We start from the raw sequence: 17,062 nt of genomic DNA on the forward strand, positions 1-17,062 counted from the left end.
ACCTCCAACGCCCCTAGAGCCGCGCCCCCTTGAGCGCCATGTGCAGCAGCAGTCGGTCCTCCCCGTCGTCCAGATCGAGCCCTGTGAGCTGCTCGACGCGGGACAGGCGGTAGTAGAGCGTCTGCCGGTGGATGCCCAACTCCGCAGCCGTGCGCCCGGCTTGGCCCGCGCAGTCGAGGAACACCTCCGCCGTGCGGGCGAGTTCGCGGTGGGCGGGGGACAGCAGGGTGCGTACGACGGGATCGTGGGCCGCGTCCGGGGGAAGGGACGTCAGGAGCCGGAACGGCCCGATCGACGACCACTCGGCGACCGGGCCGAGGCGGGGCTCGGCCAGCACGGCACGCGCGGCGGCGGACGCCTCCTGCCAGGCGGCCCCCAGCTCGGCGAGACCCGTGCGGGCCCCGGCGACACCGGCCGCCGCCTTCGCCTCCGCCTCCCGCACGAACCGCGCGGCCGCCGTCAGCGCCGGGGTCAGCACCTCCGGCGACCGGAGGCGTACGAGGAGGGCGAGACTCTGCCCGGTCGGCCCCCACGGCACCGTGCACAGCGCGGTCGCGCCCGGCACCGTACGGACGGAAGGGGCGTCGTCCGGGTCGGCCGAGGGCCAGGGGGCCACGCACACCACCGTGTGCAGGCCGTCGCCGCGCGGGCCAAGGGCCGTACGCAGCTCGGCGACGGCCATGTCGCGCTGCCAGCCGCGTTCGGCGGTGAGGACGGCGCGCAGCTCACGGGTGAGGTCGGCGCCGGCCTGCGCCTCGTCGGCGAGCAGGGCGCCGATGCGGGCGGCGACCTCCATGGCGGAGGCCAGCTGCGCGTCGGAGGGGCCGGGATCGTCGTCGAGCAGCCAGACGTAGCCGCGGACGACGCCCCGATGGCGTACGGGGAGACAGATCCGTCCCCGGTACACCCCCGCCTCCGGGGTGCGCGGAATGCGGACCGGGGCGGTGGCCCGGGTGATGCCGAAGCCCTCGAACCAGGTGCGGACCGTCGTGGTGGAGCGGCGCGTGAGGATCGAGCGGGTGCGCACGGGGTCGAGGGCGGAGGGGTCGAGCTCGCCCTCGCTGTCGTACGCGGCGAAGGCGATCAGCTCGAAGTCCCGGTTCTCCAGGGTCGCGGGCATGCCCAGGAGCGCCGAGATCTCGTCGACGAGCTCTTGGTAGTCACTCACGTTTTTGAAAGGCGCATCCGACGTCACTCGGGCATTCTCCCGCATTTCCGCGGGGCTCTCATACATTTGTCTGAGATCCAGGGCACGGATGCGTGACAGCTGTCGATGGCACAGGATCGGAGAGATCCTTAGGTTTCACGGTGGTTCTCCGTGCCGTACCCGAATCGTCGGGATTCGGCCTCCTACTCGCCTTGTTGTGGAGGTGCCCCGTGCTGGGTCCCGTGATTCTCGCCGCGTCGCGCAGCGACAGGATGCGCCGCTTCGTGTCGGCGGCGCCCGGCACCAAGCAGGTGGTCGCCCGCTTCATCGCAGGCGAGTCCGTCGACCAGGTCGTCCCGGTCGTCCAGGACGCCGTCGCCAAGGGTCTCGAAGTCACTCTCGACGTCGTCGGCGAGGACATCACCACCCGCGAGCAGGCGTACGCCGCCCGGGACGCGTACCTGGAGCTCATCGAGCACCTCAAGGCGCTGGACCTCGGCACCAGGGCCGAGATGTCCATCAAGCTGTCGATGTTCGGGCAGGCACTGGAGGACGGGCACGAGCTGGCCCTCGCCAACGTCCGCCCGGTCGTCGAGGCCGCCGCCGCCATCGGCACCACCGTCACGCTGGACGCCGAGGACCACACCACCCTCGACTCGATGTTCGCCATCCACGAGGAGCTCCGGAAGGACTTCCCGCAGACCGGCTGCGTCATCCAGGCCTACCTGTTCCGCACCGAGGCCGACGCCCGCCGCCTCGCCGCGAGCGGCAGCCGCGTACGCCTGGTGAAGGGCGCGTACAAGGAGCCCGCCGAGGTCGCCTACCAGCAGAAGGCCGAGGTCGACAAGGCGTACGTCCGCGTCCTGCGCATCCTCATGGAGGGCGACGGGTACCCGATGATCGGGTCCCACGACCCGCGCCTCATCTCCATCGCCCAGGAGCTGGCCCGCAAGGCCGGGCGCAAGCTCGACGAGTACGAGTTCCAGATGCTGTACGGCATCCGCGGCGAGGAGCACCTGCGGCTCGCCGCCGAGGGCCACCGCATGCGCGTGTACACCGCGTACGGCACCGACTGGTACGGATACTTCATGCGCCGCCTCGCGGAGAAGCCGGCCAACCTGCTCTTCTTCGCACGCTCGATCCTCACCAAGGGCTGACCCACCGCTCAGTTAAGGAGTCACGGAATCATGGACGCTGTAACCCAGGTCCCCACCCCCGTCAACGAGCCGGTGCACGGCTACGCCCCCGGTTCGCCCGAGCGCGCCCGTCTCGAGGTCAAGCTCAAGGAGCTGGCCGAGAACCCGGTCGACCTTCCGATGACCATCGGCGGCGAGAAGCGCCTCGGTGGCGGCGAGGCCTTCCAGGTCGTGCAGCCGCACAACCACAAGGCCGTGCTCGGCACCGGGCGCAACGCCACGCAGGCCGACGCCCAGGACGCGATCGACGCGGCGCTCGCCGCCGCCCCGGCCTGGCGCGCGATGTCCTTCGACGACCGCGCCGCGATCATCCTGCGCGCCGCCGAGCTGCTGTCGGGCCCCTGGCGCGAGACCCTCGCCGCCTCCACCATGCTCGGCCAGTCCAAGACCGCCCAGCAGGCCGAGATCGACTGTCCCTGCGAGCTGGTCGACTTCTGGCGCTTCAACGTCAAGTACGCCCGTGACCTGCTCGCCGAGCAGCCCCCGGCGAACTCCCCGGGCGTCTGGAACCGTCTCGACCACCGCCCGCTCGAAGGCTTCGTCTACGCGATCACGCCGTTCAACTTCTCGGCGATCGCGGGCAACCTGCCCACCGCGCCCGCGCTGATGGGCAATGTCGTGGTCTGGAAGCCGTCGCCGACCCAGACGCACTCCGCCGTGCTGCTGATGCAGCTCCTGGAGGAGGCCGGACTCCCCAAGGGCGTCATCAACCTCGTCACCGGAGACGGCATCGCCGTCTCCGAGGTCGCTCTCACCCACCGCGACCTCGCGGGCATCCACTTCACCGGTTCGACGAAGACCTTCCAGCACCTGTGGAAGACGGTCGGCGAGAACATCGCGAACTACCGCACCTACCCGCGCCTGGTCGGCGAGACGGGCGGCAAGGACTTCCTCGTCGCGCACCCGTCGGCGGACCGCGCGGTGCTCAAGACCGCGCTGACCCGCGGCGCCTTCGAGTACCAGGGCCAGAAGTGCTCCGCGACCTCCCGCGCCTACATCCCGGCCTCCATCTGGAACTCCGGCTTCAAGGAGGAGTTCGCGGCCGAGGTCGACTACCTGACCATGGGTGACGTCACCGACCTGGCGAACTTCGTCGGCGCGGTCATCGACGAGCGCGCCTTCGCCAAGAACAAGGCGGCCATCGACCGCGCCAAGTCGGACCCGGCCTGCACGATCGTCGCGGGCGGCTCGTACGACGACTCGGTCGGCTACTTCGTGCGCCCGACCGTCGTCGAGTGCTCGGACCCGGAGAACGAGGTCTTCAAGACCGAGTACTTCGGCCCGTTCCTGGGCGTGTACGTCTATGAGGACGACAAGTACGACGAGATGCTGACCCAGATGGAGTCGGCCTCCGACTACGCCCTCACCGGCGCGGTCGTCTCCAACGACCGTGCGGCCGCCGCGTACACGATGGACAAGCTCCGCTACGCGGCCGGCAACTTCTACATCAACGACAAGTCGACCGGCGCCGTCGTCGGCCAGCAGCCCTTCGGCGGCGGCCGCGCCTCCGGCACCAACGACAAGGCCGGCGCCCCGCAGAACCTCCAGCGCTGGACGCTGACCCGCGCCATCAAGGAGACCCTGGTCCCGCCGACCGACTACACGTACCCGCACATGGGCTGACCCTCCGAGTCCCGAGGTTCCGGGCCGGGTGGCCGCCGATGAGGCGGCGGCCCGGCCCGCGTGTGTGAAGGGTGGGAATACTGAGCCCATGACCACCCGACTGCGCACCGCCCACACGGCGGACCTCACGCCCGCCGAACTCGGTGCCGTACGCGCGCTCCTGGACGAGGCCTTCGAAGGGAACTTCAGCGACGAGGACTGGGATCACGGCCTCGGCGGCATCCACGCGCTCGTGCGCGACGAGCGGGGTCTCGCCGCGCACGGCTCGGTGATCCAGCGCCGGGTGCTGCACAGGGGGCGCTCGCTGCGGGTCGGGTACGTGGAGGCCGTGGGGGTTCGGGCCGATGTCCGCCGTACGGGTCTTGGCGGCCGGGTGATGGCGGAGCTGGAGCGGGTCGTCGACGGGGCGTACGGGCTCGGTGCGCTGTCCGCTAGCGACGAAGGGGTGGCTCTGTACGCCACTCGCGGCTGGCAGCGCTGGCCCGGTCGCGTCTGTGCCCTCGGGGTGGGCGGTGTCGTCCGTCTGCCCGACGAGGAGGGCTCGATCTTCGTACGGCCCGTCGGCGCTTCCCTCGATCCCGGGCACGAGCTGGTCTTCGACTGGCGGGACGGAGAAGTGCTCTGACGGTTCGTCAGGCGGCGTGCACGATCATCTTCCCGGTGTTGCCGCCCCGCAGCATCGACAGGAACGCGTCCACGATCCGCTCGAAGCCCTCGACGACGGTCTCGTCGAGTCCGAGCCGGCCGCTGCGCAGATGCGGTACGGCGAACTCGTACAACTCCTCCTGTACGTCGGCATAGTCGCGCACCAGGAAGCCCTCGATGCGCAGGCTCTTCTCGACGACGTCGGCGTGGTTGAAGGGGACGGGCGGCGCGACCGGGGTGTTGTACTGGCTGATCGTGCCGACCCGGACCGCCCGGCCGCGTTCGCGCAGCGCGCCGATCGCGGCGCCGAGGTGGTCGCCGCCGACGTTGTCGACGAACACGTCGATGCCGTCCGGGGCGGACTTGGCCAGGAGGTCGGCCACGGGACCCGAGTGGTAGTCGAACGCCTCGTCGTAGCCGACGTGTTCCTTCAGGTACGCCGCCTTCGCAGCCGATCCCGCGCTGCCCACGAGCCGTCCGGCACCCAGCAGCCGTGCGAACCGTCCGGTGGCCGTGCCGACCCCGCCCGCGGCTCCGGAGACGAACAGGTCGTCGCCTTCGCGGAGTTGGGCAATGCGGGTGAGGCCGACGTACGCGGTCAGGCCCGTGCCGCCGAGGACGCTCAGGTGCGCGGAGAGCGGTACCCCGTCGAGGTGCGGGAGGCGCCTGGTCTCGTCGGGGCGGACCACGGAGTGGGTGCGCCAGCCGCGCCGGTGGAGGACGATCTCGCCCTCGGGGAGCGCCGGGTCCCGGGAGGCGATCACGCGGCCCAGGGTGCGGCCCTCCAGCGGGGAGTCGAGCTCGAAGTCGCCGTCCATCATTTCGCGGTGGTAGGGGTCGACGGACCAGTAGAGGTTCTCGATGAGGGCTGTGCCGGGCGCGGGCTCGGGGACGGGCGACTCGGCGAAACGGAAGTGCTCCGGGGTGGGGAAACCGGTCGGGCGGGAGGTCTGCTGGACGGTGAGCGCGATGTCGTTCATGAAGGGGACCGTAGGAAGGAATGCGGCCACCGGGCAGAGGGTTGCGCTCATGGAACGGCCACATCCATGAGCCGTTCTCATAGCGGCAGGTGGGACCCCTGATGAGCAGCGAAGACCTTGCACCGCAGGAACTGCGGACCCTCGTGGCCATCGCCCACGAGGGCGGCTTCTCGGCGGCCGCCGGCACGCTCGGCATGACGCAGTCCGCGGTCTCGCACGCGGTGCGCGGCATCGAACGCAAGGTGGGCGTCGTGCTCTTCGAACGCGGGCGGCACGGGGCGCGCCCCACCGCCGCGGGGGAGCGAGCGGTGGCCCACGCGCGGCGGGTGCTGCGGATGCTGGACACGCTGGCCGCGGAGGCGCGGGGCGCGGGCGCCGGGCCCGGCGGAGCCGACACCGTCGCCGGGCCGTTGCGCATCGCCGCCTTCCGCAGCGCGGCACTGCACCTGCTGCCGACCGCCCTTGAGCGGCTGACGGCCCGGCATCCCGGGATCGAGCCGACCGTGCGGGTGGTACGGGAGGTCGGGCCGGGCACGGCGGGGGAGGTGGCCGCGGGCCGGGCGGACGTCGGGATCGCCACGCTGGGCACGGGGACCCCCGTACCGCCGGAGCTGATCGGCGACGTACTCCTCGAAGAGCCGTACGCCCTGGTGCACCCGGCCGGTCATCCGGACCCGCGCTCGCTCCCGCTGGTCGACTGGACCGAGAACTGCTCGTCCTACACCCGGACCTGGTGGGCCGCGCAGGACTGGATCCCTTGCGCGACGGTCCACGCCGAGGACGACGGAGCAGTGCTCTCGATGGTGAGCAGTGGTCTCGGAATGGCCATCATGCCCGCGCTCTCGCTCACGAGTGCACCGCTCACAACCGAGATCACCGATCTCGGTCCGGAGCGCCCGACGCGTTCGGTCGGGTACGTCACCACGCCGGAACTCGCCACGACGGTCGCCGTCCGCGCGCTGATCAGGGAGCTGCGGGGGTCGCACCCTCGGGGGCGTGACCGCGGCCGGACTGTTTTCCCAGGTCAGAGCGGTCCGACCCAATTCGCCGTCTCAGATAGTAGGAAGTCCGAGTAATTGTGGAGACAGATGCCCGGTCCTCGCCTAGCTTTGTAGGAGCCGAACGTCTCGCTCGACCAAGCGAATGGCGGTCGTGAGCCGGAGCCCTTGGCAGGCAACCCCTGCGGCACCGCTCCCCGCCTCTTCCGGCGTCTCGAAACCCCACACCGCACTTCCGGCTGCTCGCATCCGGAGGCAAGGAGTCGATTCATCATGGCCGAGACGACCGTCCGCCGAGTCCGTCGCGTTTCCCGTACGAGCGCGTCCCGTACGAGCGAGTCCGACCGCAAGAACGCCGCCGCAGCCCTCCAGCGTGCCCTCGACCGCAGGGACAACGGCGGCGCCACGGGCCACTGAGGCCCGCCACTCATACCGGGAGCCGCGCCCGAACGGGGTGCGGTGCGGGGCCCAGGTCCCGTGCCGTACCCCGGAGTGCTCAGACCCCGCGCCGCACCTCGAAGTAGTCGATGCGCCTGCCGCTCTGCGCCAGCGCCGACACCTTGAGCCGCGGCGTCGCACCCGACTCCGCCTCCACCGAGAGGAAGGAGTAGCCGGTGTACCGCACGCGCGACCACTCCACGGTCTCGGACTTCTGTTCCTTCGACTTCGTCCAGTGGAAGGTGTCCACGGACTCGCGGTCGACGACCTTCCCCTCGTAGCTGTCCTCGACCCCGACGGGGAAGCTGTAGAGGCTCTTGCCCGCCCCGCCCGCCGTGACGTACACGGTCCCGTCCCGCGTCGGATCGGTCGACGCGCCGACCGGCACCTGCCTGCCCACCCTGCCGCCCTTGATGGCGTCGGTCCGCTCGTACACGTGGTTGTGCCCGTTGATCACCAGGTCCACCTGGTGCTTGGTGAACAGCGGCAGCCAGGCGTCCCGCACGCCCCCGTCCGAGGCGTGTGACGACGTCGAGTACGTGCAGTGGTGGAAGAAGACCACGACGAAGTCGACGCTCCTGCGCAGTTCACCGAGCCGCTTGTCGAGCCAGGCCGTCTGCCTGCCGTCGGTGTAGCCCTTGTTGGCGGGGATCTCGTACGAGACGTCGTTCGCGTCCAGCGCGACGATCCCGACATTGCCGTACGTGAAGGAGTAGGCGCCCGGCGCGTTCCGCGGGTCGAAGCCGTTGCCGGGGAGCGTCCAGCGCGCCGACTGGCCGCCGTATCCGTTCGGCGAGTACCAGGCCTCCATGTCGTGGTTGCCGGTCGTCACCATCCACGGCACCGACTTCGCCACCGACTCGGTCTGCTTGAGGAACAGGTCCCAGGCGCCGGGGTCGTAGGAGTCCGACTTCTGGCCCTGGCCGTTGACGTCCGCGTAGCAGATGTCGCCCGCGTGCAGATGGAAGGCCGGGCGGCGGCCGAGGATCAGCTTGTCGTTGGCGAGCGCGTCGGGGGTGACGCCCTGGTCGCCGAAGGCCGTGAACACGAACTTCGCGGGGCTGGTGGCGGGCGCCGTGCGGAAGGAGCCGACCGTGCCGCGCCGCTCCCTGGCCGCGGGGTCGAATCCCTCATGGCCGACTCCGTAGAAGTACGTCGTGCCGGGGCGCAGGCCGTCGAGCGCCGCGTGCAGGTAGTACTGGTCGAGCGCGAGCCGCACCCCGGTCAGCCCCGGTGTGTGCAGGTCGCGGAGCTCGGCGTCGATCTTCCGGCTCAGGTCCCATGGGGTCGGTCCCACGCGGATGTACGGCTTCTTGACCGCGAGCGGCACCTGCCAGGAGATCCGCATCTGGGTCTTCGGGTCCGCGCCGAAGGCGAGGTGGCGGCCGAAGGGCGTGATGGCGGAACCGTGCACAAGACCGGTGGCGGTGGCCGAGGGGCTCTTGGCGTCCGACGCGCTGTCCGACGCGCAGCCGGCCAGCAGCCCGCCGCCCGCCAGCGCGCCCGCCGTCACCAGCGCGCGGCGCCGCGTGAGCTTCGTCCGCAGGTACTCGTGCTGCTCCGCCATGCTCATACGGCGCGCGAGCTGCGGCGGAATGCCGAAGTCGGGAAGGTCCGGGCCGCGGTCCATGCTGGGGTCCATGCTGGTGAACTTCCCAGCAAGCCCCAACAGCCGCCATACGTACGGGTGAACGGCGGCCGAAGGGTCGGTGCGCCAGGGAGGGGCGACGTCCGTATGGCGGACACCCGGTGTCATCCCATGGGACGAGGAGTACGGTGCCGCTATGTCTCGCAGCATCAATCTCGCAGTGATTCCCGGTGACGGCATCGGCCAGGAGGTCGTGGCCCAGGGACTCAAGGTCCTCTCCGCCGTCCTTCCTCAGGATGTGAAGCTGGAGACGAAGGAGTTCGACTTCGGCGCCAAGCGCTACCACGCGACCGGTGAGACCCTCACCGACGCCGACGCCGAGGCGCTCAAGAAGCACGACGCGATCCTGCTCGGTGCGATCGGCGACCCGTCGGTCCCCTCCGGCGTCCTGGAGCGCGGCTTCCTGCTGAAGCTCCGCTTCCTCTTCGACCACCACGTCAACCTGCGGCCGAGCAAGCTGCTGCCGGGTGTCGAGACTCCCCTCAAGGGTGAGCCCGCGATCGACTTCGTCGTGGTCCGTGAAGGCACCGAGGGCCCGTACACCGGCAACGGCGGCACCATCCGCAAGGGCACCCCGCACGAGGTCGCCACCGAGGTCTCCGTGAACACGGCCTTCGGTGTGGAGCGCGTCGTCCGTGACGCCTTCGCCCGCGCCCAGGCCCGCCCGCGCAAGAAGCTGACGCTGGTCCACAAGAACAACGTGCTGACCTTCGCGGGCCACCTCTGGACCAACATCTTCAACAAGGTGGCCGAGGAGTTCCCCGAGGTCACCACCGACTACATCCACGTGGACGCGGCGACGATCTACCTCGTCACCGACCCCGCCCGCTTCGACGTGATCGTCACCGACAACCTCTTCGGCGACATCATCACCGACCTCGCCGCGGCCGTCTCCGGCGGCATCGGCGTCGCCGCCTCGGGCAACATCAACCCGAGCGGCGAGTTCCCCTCGATGTTCGAGCCCGTGCACGGCTCGGCGCCCGACATCGCGGGCCAGGGCAAGGCCGACCCCAGTGCCACTGTCCTCTCCGTCGCCCTCCTGCTGCGCCACCTCGGCTACGAGGCCGAGGCCGCCCGCATCGAGGACGCCGTCGCCACCGACCTCGCCGAGCGCGTGGGCAAGCCCGCCCGCTCCACCGAGGAAATCGGCGACGCGCTCGCCGTACGAGTAGCCGGCTGACCCGCCGCGCCACTTACGTTTCGTAGAAGCCGCCGGGTCGCATCCGCACCCGGCGGCTTTCCCTATGCCCTCGCCGGGTGCCACCATCTACCCCTGGGCAATCCCATGGGCCGCATTCACACCATTTCGTCCACGGCTCCGGACACGCGATAATCGAACGCGGAGCCGCGGAATGAGGGAATGCTCGGACGTCCTAGCACTGGCCACTGGCAGTACTGGCGTGAGCGCGGCCCGTCACACACAACCGGTGAAGGACAACCACTCATGACGACGCCCACGATCGAGCTCAAGCCCTCTTCGCAGCCCCGCTCGGGTGCGGAGCGCGAGGCGATCCTCGCCAACCCCGGGTTCGGCCGCTACTTCACCGACCACATGGTGACCATCAAGTGGACCGAGGGCCGCGGCTGGCACGACGGCCAGCTCGTGCCGTACGGACCGCTCTCCCTCGACCCGGCGAACATGACCCTGCACTACGCGCAGGAGATCTTCGAGGGCCTCAAGGCGTACCGGCAGGCGGACGGATCCGTCGCCACCTTCCGCCCCGACATGAACGCCAAGCGCTTCCAGTCCTCGGCCCGCCGTCTCGGCATGCCGGAGCTGCCGGTCGAGACGTTCATCGAGGCGTGCGACGTCCTGGTCCAGCAGGACAGGGCGTGGGTCCCGGCGCACGGCGGTGAGGAGTCCCTCTACCTCCGCCCGTTCATGATCGCGACCGAGGTCGGCCTGGGCGTGAAGCCGGCCAACGAGTACCTCTTCCTCGTCATCGCGTCTCCCGCGAGCGCGTACTTCCCGGGCGGCGTGAAGCCCGTGTCCATCTGGCTCTCCGAGGACCACGTCCGCGCCGTCCCCGGCGGCATGGGCGACGCCAAGACCGGCGGCAACTACGCCGCGTCCCTGCTGCCCCAGGCCGAGGCCGCCGCCAAGGGCTGCGCCCAGGTCGCCTACCTCGACGCCGTCGAGCACAAGTGGGTCGAGGAACTCGGCGGCATGAACCTGTACTTCGTGTACGGCAACAAGATCGTCACGCCCGCGCTCACCGGCTCCCTTCTCGCCGGTGTCACCCGCGACTCGCTCCTCACCGTCGCCCGCGACCTCGGCTACGAGTCCGAAGAGGGCCGCATCTCCATCGACCAGTGGCAGCGCGACTCCGAGAACGGCACCCTCACCGAGGTCTTCGCCTGCGGAACCGCCGCCGTCATCACCCCCGTCGGCACGGTCAAGCGCACCAGCGGCGAGTGGCAGCAGTCGGCCGGCGAACCCGGCGAGGTCACCCTGCGCCTGCGCGAGGCACTCCTCGACATCCAGCGCGGCGTCACAGAGGACAAGCACGGCTGGATGCACCCGCTGGGCTGACCCGTGCCCTGAACCCCGCCCCCTTCAACGGGGGCGGGGAGGGCAGCGCCCCAAAGGGGCGCGGGGAACTGCGCGACCAGCCACAACGGACCCGCAGACAAAACACCGCAACCCCAGCGGGAGCTCAGCTCCCGCTCTCGGCGCGAGCCAGTTCCTGCCCGGCCTCCACCCGCTGTGGCCCCGGCTTCGGTGACAACACCAGGTACACAAGCCCCCCGACACCCCCCGACAGCAGGAAACTGCAGTCCACCCCACCGGTCAGCGAAAGCAGCGGCCCCTCATAAGAGGGAAGCGACACCGCAAGCAGCCCGACGAACGCGCCCAGCGCCCACGCGACGACGGCCGGCACATTCCAGCCGCCCCGATACCAGTAGATCCCGCCCCGCGAACGCCGGTTGAAGACCTGAAGCGCGTCCGGGTCGTACACACCTCGACAGCGGGCGAAGCCGATGAGCGTGACGACGGCCCACGGCGTGCCGACAGCGGTCAGCAGCAGCACGAAGGAGGTCATAGCGTCCTGAGCACTGGACGCGTAATGACCGACGAAGACACACACCGTGGCGACGACGGCAACCGAGAGGGTGGCCTGCGCGCGAGAGGCGCGCGGCACAATCGCATCGAGGTCGAGCCCCATCGAGTACAGCATCAGCCCCGCGTTGCCGACCGAGCCCGCGGTGGCGGCGAGCAGCAGCGGCACCAGGCACCAGGTGGGGGAGGCGGAGACCAGCGGCCCCGCGTAGTCGAGGGCCGCGCGAGCCGCGTACGCCGTGAAGGTGCCGAAGAGCTGAGGGACCAGCAGACCGACCGTCAGCCCCAGCCAGGTCGCGTGCAGGACCTTGCGGGAGGAATGGCGGGCCGGGGAGATGTAGCGCGTGTAGTCGCCGAGGAGGGTGATGAACGCGATCGGCCCGGACAGGCCCGCCGCCACCGCCGCGAGCAGCCAGGTCGGCCAGAAGGAGCCGAGCAGGTAGCCGCCGGCCTCCGGGAGCGGGGCGGTGGTGAAGTGCGGGGCGTACGCGATCACCCCCAGGACCAGCAGCGCCGTCATGCCGATCGCCAGGATGCGGGACATGGCGAGCAGCACGCGGTACCCGTACACCGCCCCTGCCACCGTCGCCGTGGCGAGCAGCCCGTAGATCACGCCGTACGAGATGCCGTTGACCGGCAGTCCGAACAGCCGGTTCAGTACGCCCACCATCACATCGCCGCCGATCCAGACGGTCAGCGCGGTGTAGCCGAGGGCGAGCAGCAGGCCGACGACCGAGCCGACCAGCCGTCCGCGCACGCCGAACTGGGCGCCGGAGGAGGTGGAGAGGTTCGTCCCCGTGCGCAGGGACACCAGGGCGAGCGGAGCCGTGATCGCCGTGCCGACCACCGTGCCCGCCACGATCGAGGTGACCGAGGCCCACCAGCCGAGCCCGAAGGACGCAGGCAGCCACCCGAAGATGATCACGCCGAGACAGAGATTTGAGCCGAGCAGGATCGACACGAGGTCGCGGGGGCCGCTGGTGCGTTCCTCGTCGGGGATGGTGTCGACGCCGCGCTGTTCTATCGGCATGGTGGGTTCCCATTCTTAGAGTGACGCTCAATGTGAGCCTGAAATGGATGATGCGTCAAGCCTTCTAGGAATGGGTTTTACTGTTTAGAGTGATGTTCTAAAGGAAGGATGTGGGATGAGGCTGACCCCGACGGAACGCGACCGGCTGCTGCTCTTCGGCGCCGCCGAGCTGGCCCGGTCCCGCAGGGCGCGCGGCGTCCGGCTCAACGTGCCGGAGGCGACCGCGCTCATCGCGGACACCGTGTGCGAGGCGGCCCGGGACGGGCGGCGGCTGGCCGAGGCCATCGAGCGCGCCCGGTCGGTGCTCGGCCCCGACGACGTCCTGCCGGGTGTCGCGGACATCGTCACCGAGGTGCATGTCGAGGCCGTCTTCGACGACGGCTCACGGCTCGCCGTGGTCTCCGACCCCATCGGCGGGGGGAGCCTCGCGGATCAGGGCCCGGGCGCGCTGCTCCCGGGGCCCGCGCACGCCGAGCCCGAGGCTGTCGTCCGGCTCACGGTCACCAACACCGCGACCGTGCCGGTCTCCGTGACCTCCCACTTCCACTTCTTCGAGGCCAACCCGCGGCTCGACTTCCCGCGCGCGGACGCCTACGGCATGCGGCTCGCCGTACCCGCCGGATCGTCCGTCCGCTTCGGGCCGGGCGAGAGTGCTCAGGTCGGCCTGCTGCCGATCGGCGGCGAGCGGATCGCGATCGGTTTCGCGGGGCTCGTCGACGGACCGCTGGACGCGCCTGGCGCGCGGGAAGAGGCGCTGCGCAGGGCCGCAGCCTGCGGATACCTGGGATCCGGAGCCCGGACTGCAGGAGGCGACCGATGAACCCGTACGAGTACGCAGCCACCCACGGCCCGCGTGCGGGCGACCGTGTCCGCCTCGGCGACTCGGGGCTCACCGTACGGGTCGAGTCCGACGCCCAGAAGTACGGCGACGAGTTCCTCGCCGGCTTCGGCAAGACCGCCCGCGACGGGCTGCACCTCAAGGCCGCCGCCGTCCGTGAGACCTGCGACGTCGTCATCAGCAATGTGGTCGTGATCGACGCGGCGCAGGGGATCCGGAAGGTCTCCATCGGCATCCGCGAGGGACGGATCTGTTCCATCGGGCGGGCCGGGAACCCCGACACCCTCGACGGGGTCGACGTCGTGGTCGGCACGGGTACGTCCATCGTGTCCGGCGAGGGGCTCATCGCCACCGCCGGTGCCGTGGACACCCACGTCCATCTGCTGAGCCCGCGCATCATGGAGGCCTCGCTCGCCTCCGGGGTGACGACGATCATCGGCCAGGAGTTCGGCCCGGTGTGGGGCGTCGGCGTCAACTCGCCCTGGGCGCTGCGGCACGCCTTCAACGCCTTCGACGCATGGCCGGTCAACATCGGCTTCCTGGGCCGGGGTTCGTCGTCCTCCGACGCACCCCTCATCGAGGCGCTCGCCGAGGGCGGCGCGAGCGGTTTCAAGGTGCACGAGGACATGGGCGCCCACACCCGCGCGCTGGACACCGCATTGCGCGTCGCCGAGGAGTACGACGTCCAAGTCGCCCTGCACAGCGACGGGCTGAACGAATGCCTCTCGGTCGAGGACACCCTCCGGGTGCTCGAAGGCCGCACCATCCACGCCTTCCACATCGAGGGGTGCGGCGGCGGGCACGTGCCAAATGTCCTGAAAATGGCGGGAGTTCCGAACGTCATCGGCTCCTCCACCAACCCGACCCTGCCGTTCGGCCGGGACGCGGTAGCCGAGCACTACGGGATGATCGTCTCCGTCCACGACCTGAAGACCGACCTGCCCGGCGACGCCGCCATGGCCCGCGACCGGATCCGGGCCGGCACCATGGGCGCCGAGGACGTGCTGCACGACTTGGGCGCGATCGGCATCACCTCCTCGGACGCACAGGGCATGGGCCGCGCGGGCGAGACCGTACGCCGGACCTTCGCGATGGCCGGGAAGATGAAGGCCGAGTTCGGCGCCCCGGAGGATCACGACAACGAACGCGTCCTCCGGTACATCGCCAAGCTGACCATCAACCCCGCCATCGCCCACGGCCTCGCGCACGAGGTCGGCTCCATCGAGGTCGGCAAGCTCGCCGACATCGTGCTGTGGCGGCCCGAGTACTTCGGCGCCAAACCGCAGCTGGTCCTGAAGTCCGGCTTCCCGGCGTACGGCGTGGTCGGCGACCCCAACGCCGCCACCGACACCTGCGAACCCCTCGTCCTGGGGCCGCAGTTCGGCGCACACGGCTCGACACCGGCCGACATCTCGGTGGCCTTCGTCGCGCAGGCGGCGCTCGACCAGGGCAACGACCTGATGCCCACCCGGCGTCGGCGGGTCGCCGTCCGCGGCACCCGCGGCATCGGACCTGCCGACCTGCGCCTCAACTCCCGTACCGGAGCGGTCGATGTCGATCAGCGCACCGGCCTGGTCACCCTCGACGGTGCCCCGATCCGCTCCGAGCCCGCCGACTCGGTCTCCCTCAACCGCCTGTACTTCCTCTAAGGACCCGCGATGAAGACCCCTGCCGCTGACGTGAACACCCCTGCCGCCGACTTGAACACGCCTGCCGCCGACGGCTTCCGGATGCCCGCCGAGTGGACCCCGCACGAGCGCACCTGGATGGCGTGGCCGGGACCCAACCACACCTTCGACAACCCGGACGACCTCGCCGAGTCGCGCGCGGCCTGGGCGGCGGTGGCCCGTGCGGTCCGCCGCTTCGAGCCGGTGACCGTGGTGTGCGGTCCGGGGCAGTCGTCGGCGGCCCGGGAGCTCCTCGGCCCGGAGGTCGACACCGTGGAACGCGAGCTCGACGACGCCTGGATGCGCGACATCGGCCCCACGTTCCTCACCGACGGGAAGGGTCAACTGGGCGCCGTGGACTGGACGTTCAACGGCTGGGGCGCCCAGCACTGGGCCCGCTGGGAGCACGACGCGAAGATCGGCGGTCACGTCTCGGACCTCGCGGGGGCACGGACGTACGCCTCGAAGCTCGTCAACGAGGGCGGCGCGATCCACGTCGACGGCGAGGGGACCGTCCTGCTCACCGAGACCGTGCAGCTCGGCCCCGAGCGCAACCCGGACCGGACGCGCGAGCAGGTCGAGGCGGAGATCCACGCCCACCTCGGCACCCGCAAGGCGATCTGGCTGCCGCGCGGGCTGACCGGCGACTATCCGCCGCACGGTTTCGGCACGCTCGGCCATGTCGACATCGTCGCCGCGTTCGCGCGCCCGGGTGTCGTCGTCGCGCACTCCCAGCAGGACCCGGCGCACCCCGATCACGAGGTCAGCAAGGAGATTATCGGCCTTCTCAAGGCGCAGACCGACGCGCGGGGCCGGGGTCTCGAGGTCGTCGAGGTCCCCGCTCCGACCGTCCTGGAGGCCGACGGACACTGGGCCGACTACTCCTACATCAACCACTACCTCTGCAACGGCGGCGTGGTCCTCTGCGGATTCGACGACCCGCGCGACGAGACCGCGGCCGGCATCTTCCGCCGTCTCTTCCCCGAGCGGACCGTCACACTGGTGGACGCACGTACGATCTTTGCCGGTGGCGGAGGCATCCACTGCATCACCCAGCAACAGCCGAAGGTCTGAGGAGTACGGGATGGCCGGTGCGCGCAGGAACGCGCCCCCGCGCGAGGACGTGCTCGCCGCCGCCATGGACATGATCGCCGAACGCGGTCTGGAGAAGCTCACCATGGCCGCGCTCGGCCGCGAGGTCGGGATGAGCAGCGGCCATCTGCTGTACTACTTCCACTCCAAGGACGAGCTGCTGCTGCGGACCCTGGAGTGGAGCGAGGGCAGGCTGGGTGTCGAGCGGGGGCGGCTGCTCACCCGTTCCGCTTCCGCCCGCGAGCGCCTCGACGCGTACGTCGACCTGTACGTCCCCGACGGCCACCGCGACCCGCACTGGACCCTCTGGCTGGAGGTCTGGAACCGCTCGCAGAACGCCGACGACGACGCCCGCGAGCGGCAGGTCGCCATCGAGGGCGCCTGGCACCGGGACCTGGTGGCCCTGCTCGCCGAGGGCATCTCGCACGCCGAGTTCCGCTCCGTCGACCCGGACCGCTTCGCCGCCCGGCTGCGGGCCCTCCTCGACGGCTTCTCCATCCATGTGGCGATCGGTCTTCGCGGCACGGACCGGGGGCAGATTCTCAGCCACGTACGGGAGTTCCTGGACGACGGGCTTCTCCCGGACGCCTGATCATCGGTCCGGGTTGTACGCAATCCGGCGGATTGACCCTGTGGCGCGTGGTGCGTTTGCCTCGAAGAGACCACGACCGATCAATGGTCATGAGCAACCAATGACCA

15 protein-coding genes are annotated in these 17,062 nt (G+C 70.4%); 11 read left to right on the plus strand and 4 right to left on the minus strand.

Annotated features, from left to right (window positions below; translation table 11 throughout):
- Nucleotides 1-13: 13 nt before the first annotated feature.
- A complete protein-coding gene (locus tag OG219_RS33895; protein ID WP_266833002.1) occupies nt 14-1,213 on the minus strand; it encodes a CdaR family transcriptional regulator in 1,200 nt (399 codons plus the stop codon).
- A gap of 164 nt (nt 1,214-1,377) precedes the next feature.
- Between OG219_RS33895 and OG219_RS33900 the strand changes: the two genes are divergently transcribed.
- The 3 genes from OG219_RS33900 (at nt 1,378) to OG219_RS33910 (ending at nt 4,591) form a co-directional block, all read left to right on the plus strand.
- Nucleotides 1,378-2,304 carry a proline dehydrogenase family protein gene (locus OG219_RS33900; RefSeq protein ID WP_266833004.1) on the plus strand — a complete coding sequence of 309 codons (927 nt, stop codon included), beginning with the start codon at nt 1,378-1,380 and terminating at the stop codon, nt 2,302-2,304.
- A gap of 30 nt (nt 2,305-2,334) precedes the next feature.
- On the plus strand, nt 2,335-3,966 hold the full coding sequence (gene pruA / locus OG219_RS33905) for an L-glutamate gamma-semialdehyde dehydrogenase (RefSeq protein ID WP_266833006.1): 1,632 nt from the start codon (nt 2,335-2,337) through the stop codon (nt 3,964-3,966).
- Nucleotides 3,967-4,054: 88 nt separating this feature from the next.
- A complete protein-coding gene (locus OG219_RS33910) occupies nt 4,055-4,591 on the plus strand; it encodes a GNAT family N-acetyltransferase (protein WP_266833008.1) in 537 nt (178 codons plus the stop codon).
- Nucleotides 4,592-4,598: 7 nt separating this feature from the next.
- Here the strand turns inward: OG219_RS33910 and OG219_RS33915 are convergent, their stop codons facing one another.
- Entirely contained in the window at nt 4,599-5,591 is a 993-nt protein-coding gene (locus OG219_RS33915; protein ID WP_266833009.1) for an NADP-dependent oxidoreductase, read from the minus strand.
- Nucleotides 5,592-5,692: 101 nt separating this feature from the next.
- Here OG219_RS33915 and OG219_RS33920 point away from each other — a divergent pair, with 101 nt between their 5' ends.
- Both OG219_RS33920 and OG219_RS33925 read left to right on the plus strand, forming a co-directional pair.
- A complete protein-coding gene (locus OG219_RS33920) occupies nt 5,693-6,667 on the plus strand; it encodes a LysR family transcriptional regulator (protein WP_266833011.1) in 975 nt (324 codons plus the stop codon).
- A 195-nt stretch (nt 6,668-6,862) separates the two neighbouring features.
- Nucleotides 6,863-7,006, plus strand: a complete 144-nt coding sequence (locus OG219_RS33925; protein WP_266833013.1) for a hypothetical protein — start codon at nt 6,863-6,865, stop codon at nt 7,004-7,006.
- Between the two features lie 79 nt (nt 7,007-7,085).
- Here the strand turns inward: OG219_RS33925 and OG219_RS33930 are convergent, their stop codons facing one another.
- Nucleotides 7,086-8,669, minus strand: a complete 1,584-nt coding sequence (locus OG219_RS33930; protein WP_266833015.1) for a metallophosphoesterase family protein — start codon at nt 8,667-8,669, stop codon at nt 7,086-7,088.
- 142 nt (nt 8,670-8,811) lie between these two features.
- On the opposite strand from OG219_RS33930, the gene OG219_RS33935 reads away from it, so the two are divergent.
- Both OG219_RS33935 and OG219_RS33940 read left to right on the plus strand, forming a co-directional pair.
- Complete coding sequence (locus OG219_RS33935) at nt 8,812-9,855, plus strand: 3-isopropylmalate dehydrogenase (RefSeq protein WP_266833017.1); 1,044 nt, start codon at nt 8,812-8,814, stop codon at nt 9,853-9,855.
- A gap of 264 nt (nt 9,856-10,119) precedes the next feature.
- Complete coding sequence (locus tag OG219_RS33940; protein WP_266833019.1) at nt 10,120-11,208, plus strand: branched-chain amino acid aminotransferase; 1,089 nt, start codon at nt 10,120-10,122, stop codon at nt 11,206-11,208.
- A 124-nt stretch (nt 11,209-11,332) separates the two neighbouring features.
- Here OG219_RS33940 and OG219_RS33945 read toward each other — a convergent pair whose 3' ends face one another.
- A complete protein-coding gene (locus OG219_RS33945; protein WP_266833021.1) occupies nt 11,333-12,766 on the minus strand; it encodes a cytosine permease in 1,434 nt (477 codons plus the stop codon).
- A gap of 115 nt (nt 12,767-12,881) precedes the next feature.
- Between OG219_RS33945 and ureA the strand changes: the two genes are divergently transcribed.
- Genes ureA through OG219_RS33965 form a run of 4 tightly spaced genes read left to right on the plus strand, consistent with a single transcriptional unit; the run spans nt 12,882 to nt 16,955 of the window.
- A complete protein-coding gene (gene ureA / locus OG219_RS33950) occupies nt 12,882-13,586 on the plus strand; it encodes an urease subunit gamma (RefSeq protein WP_266833023.1) in 705 nt (234 codons plus the stop codon).
- Nucleotides 13,583-15,253 (plus strand): urease subunit alpha, encoded by a 1,671-nt coding sequence (locus tag OG219_RS33955; RefSeq protein ID WP_266833025.1) that lies wholly within the window; start codon nt 13,583-13,585, stop codon nt 15,251-15,253. Before ureA ends, OG219_RS33955 begins: the two co-directional genes overlap by 4 nt.
- Nucleotides 15,254-15,304: 51 nt before the next feature.
- Nucleotides 15,305-16,345: an agmatine/peptidylarginine deiminase gene (locus OG219_RS33960; RefSeq protein WP_266836327.1), complete on the plus strand. Its 1,041-nt coding sequence runs from the start codon at nt 15,305-15,307 to the stop codon at nt 16,343-16,345.
- A gap of 10 nt (nt 16,346-16,355) precedes the next feature.
- Nucleotides 16,356-16,955 carry a TetR/AcrR family transcriptional regulator gene (locus OG219_RS33965; protein ID WP_266833027.1) on the plus strand — a complete coding sequence of 200 codons (600 nt, stop codon included), beginning with the start codon at nt 16,356-16,358 and terminating at the stop codon, nt 16,953-16,955.
- Nucleotides 16,956-17,062: the final 107 nt, after the last annotated feature.

The organism is Streptomyces sp. NBC_00038 (assembly GCF_026343635.1).
In the GTDB taxonomy this organism is placed as follows: Bacteria; Actinomycetota; Actinomycetes; order Streptomycetales; family Streptomycetaceae; genus Streptomyces.